This is a genomic window from Acinetobacter sp. ANC5681, from assembly GCF_023488045.1.
Taxonomy (GTDB): domain Bacteria; phylum Pseudomonadota; class Gammaproteobacteria; order Pseudomonadales; family Moraxellaceae; genus Acinetobacter.
Window position 1 is genome coordinate 1 of the sequence record NZ_JAMFKZ010000057.1, and the last position, 5,445, is coordinate 5,445.

The following is a 5,445-nucleotide window of genomic DNA, read 5'->3' on the forward strand; positions in this document are numbered from 1 at the left end:
TCATTGACAAAAAACCCACTGGAGACTCTCCAGTGGGATTATTTGTACAACGAAAACGTCAAGTAACATAATGCAGAAATTATGCGTAATCTCAGTATCTATTAACGTGCATTAATTCTCATAGAAATTAAATTAATAATCATACGAAAAAGTGCATAAATAATAAAAAGGATAAAAATACAAAAAAAGCTAAAAGTATATAAGTTAAAGACATCATATTAGACCCCATCAACTATTAAGCCACCAGTTGCACTCGTATGAAAAATTCTTGTATGTCTTGTTCTATCTGAAAACATTATTGTACGCCCACAATACGAGCATTGTACCCAAGTTTGCGAGATATTCTTTAGAAATGGCAAAACATTGTCGGCGAGCGTAGCTCGGTTCTTATAGTTAAACGTCATATGGGAGCCTGTAATCAGAGAGTAAAGGTTTAATGTTTATGTTCTTGTGTCGTCACTCGTAGACACTCGTTCTGATAATTAGTTGATGTGATGAATATCTCTTGAATACGTGAGTGTTTGTGTTTCTTGAATGACGTTATTAGCTTGATTATTATCTTCTAGGTATTGAAGATATTTAATGTATTGTTGTGGTGTCATTTTTTGTTCCGTATTTTGTTGGGTGTTGCTTAATTTTTCAGGTTGTTGTTGCTGTAAGTTTTTATTTTCTGCAAAGTAATTAAATGGTCTGTCACCGTTATCTATTAATCTTCTACAGTCTGATTCTGAAACGTTAAGTTTTGTTCCTTGTTGAGTATATGCAAAGTATTTACCTTTATATTTAATGCAACCACTAAAAACTGGTTGTGTAGTGGCTTGATAATTCATATTTTTAGAATTATCAAAATATGGATTGTTTGGGTCATAGTTAATGCTTTGTTTAACACTGTTGTTTAGCTGTTCGTTTTTTTCTTTTTGAATCTTTTGGCATTCGGGTAGATGTATATTTTCATAAACATTGCAATCAGTATTATTTTGATTGTCTTTTGCTAGAGTTTTATTATTTTCAATTGATTTATTTTGCTCTAAATTTTGATTATTTTGTACTTGATCAGTATTTTCTTTTTTTCCAAAAAAGCCAAAGAAATTAGAGTGTTTTGCATCATTAAAACCATTTAAAAATAATAAAATTGGTATTAAAGCTATAAGAGCGTATTTAAACGGAAATGTTTTTTTAACTGCATGATTCTCAGATGAGACATAGAAATTGTATAGATGTTTTGGATAACGCCATATTTTTTTATTAAGTGCTGTGTCAGCAGCAGACTTTGACCAAGTCGTAATAGCTTCGCCAAATTCCCAAATTACTGCTGCATCTAATCCGAATTTTCTTCTTAAAACATAGTGATTTGTTACTGATGCAAGAACGTCAGTGTTGAGCTTAGTTACACGTTGAGTAATGAAATAAATTTCTATACCGAAATGACCGTGCATCAAAAGGGCTTGCCCTATGTCTTTGATTTGCTCTTTCTTGCGTATAAGCGCATTTTTACGCTCTATATTAATATTGTCTATGAACTGCTTTTTAAGAAGTGTTGATATATCTTTTCGTGCTTCAACAGCTTGAATACGTTCGTGGTACTGTGTTTCATCAATTTGAAAATCTTTAAGTAAGTCTTTTTCTGAGAAACTTGGGTGTTCATGTGCTTCATCCCAAACAAGTACAGAACCGTTATCAAGATCACGCCAGTCGAACGGATCGCCGATTGAACTTGATACAGAAATAACACCAGGTATTTTTATTCCGACAATGTTTGTATAAACAACTCGCCCACGATTTAATTCTTCGAATATTTTTTCAATTGCAAATAGAGTTTTGCCCGTTCTGATTGGTGCAGAAATTAAAATACTCATTAGTTTGCTTTACCTATAAACACTTTTGCAGTTCGTACAAATGCAGCTATGCCATAAGCTGACATGACAACTGATAGAGCTTGGGGAATCATCATTATTGAAAGAATGCCGATGATGTCGGCAGGCAAGTTGTACAAAAAGCCTTGCATTGCTGAAATTGCGTCATTAACTAGATCATTAATCCAATTGAAAGAAAGTATTGCTAATCCTGCACCAAGTAACATTCTTGCTATTAATGATGAGACAATTGCAGATATAACAGCGATTAATATTCCTTGCATTATGCGTTACTCACTATTCTTGCTGCCCATAAATATGCAAATGTCATAATTAAATAACCTAGCATTTTTAAGTAATAACAAATATCTGAATAAGAATATGTGTATGTTACTGACATCAAATATAAAGTTTTATCAGGTGGGCATTGTGAAGATGCTGAAAATAATGATGTTGTTAAAGACTGTTTATCAATTTGACGCTCTGGTAGGTCCTCTTTTTCGGGTAAATCAGATTCGTCAGTTAAGAATTTTTTGATATCGTCTAATACTGATTTAATTGATTTTAATAAGCCGTTTGTTTCTTTTTGACCTTCTTTTAAGTCTTTAGCATTCTCGTTTAGTTGATCAATTTTTTTATTGGCTGAATCAATATTGTTGTTAACTGCATCTAATTTTGAATTAGTTGTATTTTGAGCATTATTAATTTCGTTTAAAGTATTATTTGTTGTTTTTTGTGATTCGTTTAATGAATCAAGTTTATTATTTGTTTGATCTGCTTTTGAACTAATTTCTTCTAATTTCTGTTTATTCTGCTCTAATTTTGAATTATTTGTATCTAACATATCTTTGATATTATCAAAACCTTTAGTAATTGACTCTTTAACTGAATTGACAGCATTAGCAACTGTCTCTAATTTATTATTTGTTTGATCTAATTTTGAATTAGTTGTTTCAATTTTTTCATTAGTAATACCGACAGCATCGGTAACTGATTTAATGCTTGTAGAAATAGTTTCTTTTACTGAATTAACAGCATTGGAAAGTGTCTCTAATTTATTATTTGTTTGATCTAGTTTTGTATTTGTAGTTTCAATTTTTTGATTCGTAATACCTACAGCATCGGTGACAGATTTAATGCTTGTAGAAATAGTTTCTTTTACTGAATTGACAGCATTAGCAAGTGTCTCTAATTTATTATTTGTTTGATCTAATTTTGAATTAGTAGTGTCAATTTTTGAGTTAGTAGAATCAATTTTTTGATTAGTAATACCGACAGCATCGGTAACTGATTTAATGCTTGTAGAAATAGTTTCTTTTACTGAATTAACAGCATTGGAAAGTGTCTCTAATTTATTATTTGTTTGATCTAGTTTTGTATTTGTAGTTTCAATTTTTTGATTCGTAATACCTACAGCATCGGTGACAGATTTAATGCTTGTAGAAATAGTTTCTTTTACTGAATTGACAGCATTAGCAAGTGTCTCTAATTTATTATTTGTTTGATCTAATTTTGAATTAGTAGTGTCAATTTTTGAGTTAGTAGAATCAATTTTTTGATTAGTAATACCGACAGCATCGGTGACAGATTTAATGCTTGTAGAAATAGTTTCTTTTACTGAATTGACAGCATTTACAACTGAATCAAGTTTATTATTCGTTTGGTCTAATTTTGTATTAGTTGTATCAATTTTTGAATTAGTTGTACTAATTGAGTCAGATATATTTTTTATAGATGTAGTAATTGCATCTTTTGATGAATTAATGGCTGATGTAATTGATGATGTTTGACTTGAAATAGTTGATGTCAAGCTCTGTGTTTGTTCTTGTATAGCTGCTGAAATTTGATTTGCTTGTGATTGTATTGCTGATTTAATCTCATTTTTAGCACTATTAATTGCATCTATTATACCTTTCATGTCTCCATTATTGTTTTGATTGTTATTGTTATTGTTAGGATTATTGGGATTATTGGGATTGTCAGGATGATTAGGATTGTTAGGATCGTTAGGATTCGGAGTATTTGGTGAGTTTTTTACACAAATAGATTTTCCGTTAAATGAACCCGAAGAATAACCGCTAGGGCATGTACCTGAAGCAGGCTTATCACAGTATGTATCTGAACCCGTTGAGCTTTTACAAGTTGATGGAGGTGTTACATTATCAGGTGGAATAGTTGGCGGTTGATCAGACGTATTAGGACATGCAGCGTCTTTCACTGGTGAATTGTATGAAAGACTCATTAGATCAGAACCTTCTGATCCATTCATAGATGGATTTTTATATCTACATCCTTGGTGACAAACTGTACTTGATGCAATTTTTGCATAATAGGCATCTGTTTCATCAAGCCCCCATTTGGTCCAACCGACAACTGTAATAGGCTTTGTTGAAACGTTTGATGGGCAACTGTCATCTTTAACAATTGTACCGATTGCTAAACGTTCAAATGAGTCGTAAAGTTCGCACCAAGTTTCTGAGTTTGTAAGTTGGTATGATACAGCGCTAGCGTATCTTGTTTTAAAATAAGCACATGCTTGATCAGCAGAATTAAATTTAGGTGAACCGGGTATTTGTGAAATTGTATATGTTGCAGCATTAACATAATTTGAGAATATGATTAATGAGAAAAAAATGAGTATTAAACGGATGTATTTCATATAACACCCATTTATTTAAATAAATGATGAAAAGCAACGAATGATGCAATTAGTATTATCCAGTTTGCTAAATCTTCTTGCATATTCGTTGCTCCAGTTGTTATTTGCCGAAGAATCCGAGCGTGCGTCGAACGCCCCAAATCACAACAACAATGCCGAGCATCCATTGCGCAGCCGTTTCAATCCATGATTTTGATTCTGAGCCTGATGTAGCTGATGATGGGTCAAAACCTCCCGCAGCCATTGCAATTTCGGGAACTGTGAAAGCCATTGCAACAAGTGCAAAGAGAGCGATTTGTTTAAAGTTCAGTTTCATGATTTTCTCCTTTGTTAACCGAACATTTTGATGACGCGTTTCACTGACCATACCAATGCAAACAATGAAAAAATGTATGCAAGGTATACGTCACGATCAGCGTCGCTTAATGGTGGAACGTATGATTGTTCTACCCATGAAATACACGTCTGCACACCATTGGAGTCAGGTTGTGATAGTTGTGAACAGACGCTATTCATTCTTAACGATCTCTAAATTTATAAAGGTCGACTAATTTGTTTGTTGATTTATATGCAAAAATGCAGATGCTATATATGCCAACAGCTATTAAAAAAAAGAGTACGTATGTCATTTCTATTTATCTCTGTGAATAAAAAGACCGAGTAATAAACCACCCAAAGCACAGGCAATGAGTCCAAGAAAGAGATAGTGTGAATCCATTTCTAACCCCTGCACTGGTAATAATGGACACAATAAACAGCGTGAGAATCGAACGATTTACCGCACTTCTTGCATCTATACTGAAATTGTGCCATGATTATTATTACCGTAAGTTATTGATTTTTAACATATTATACATTATACGTAATTATGTATTGTTAAGTATTTGATTTGTAAAGGCTTTTTATATATTTGATCTGTCCGGATAAGTTTGT

Annotated in this window: 4 protein-coding genes; all 4 read right to left on the reverse strand. The window is 32.5% G+C overall.

The features are described 5' to 3' along the window. Positions 1-482: 482 nt before the first annotated feature. Positions 483-1,856 (reverse strand): zonular occludens toxin domain-containing protein, encoded by a 1,374-nt coding sequence (locus M5121_RS15380; RefSeq protein ID WP_249571654.1) that lies wholly within the window; start codon positions 1,854-1,856, stop codon positions 483-485. After that, a complete protein-coding gene (locus tag M5121_RS15385) occupies positions 1,856-2,137 on the reverse strand; it encodes a DUF2523 family protein (protein ID WP_249571655.1) in 282 nt (93 codons plus the stop codon). Before M5121_RS15385 ends, M5121_RS15380 begins: the two co-directional genes overlap by 1 nt. After that, entirely contained in the window at positions 2,137-4,512 is a 2,376-nt protein-coding gene (locus tag M5121_RS15390) for a virulence factor TspB C-terminal domain-related protein (RefSeq protein ID WP_249571656.1), read from the reverse strand. The genes M5121_RS15385 and M5121_RS15390 overlap by 1 nt, the downstream gene beginning before the upstream one ends. Positions 4,513-4,612: 100 nt before the next feature. After that, a complete protein-coding gene (locus tag M5121_RS15395) occupies positions 4,613-4,828 on the reverse strand; it encodes a hypothetical protein (RefSeq protein ID WP_249571657.1) in 216 nt (71 codons plus the stop codon). Positions 4,829-5,445: the final 617 nt, after the last annotated feature.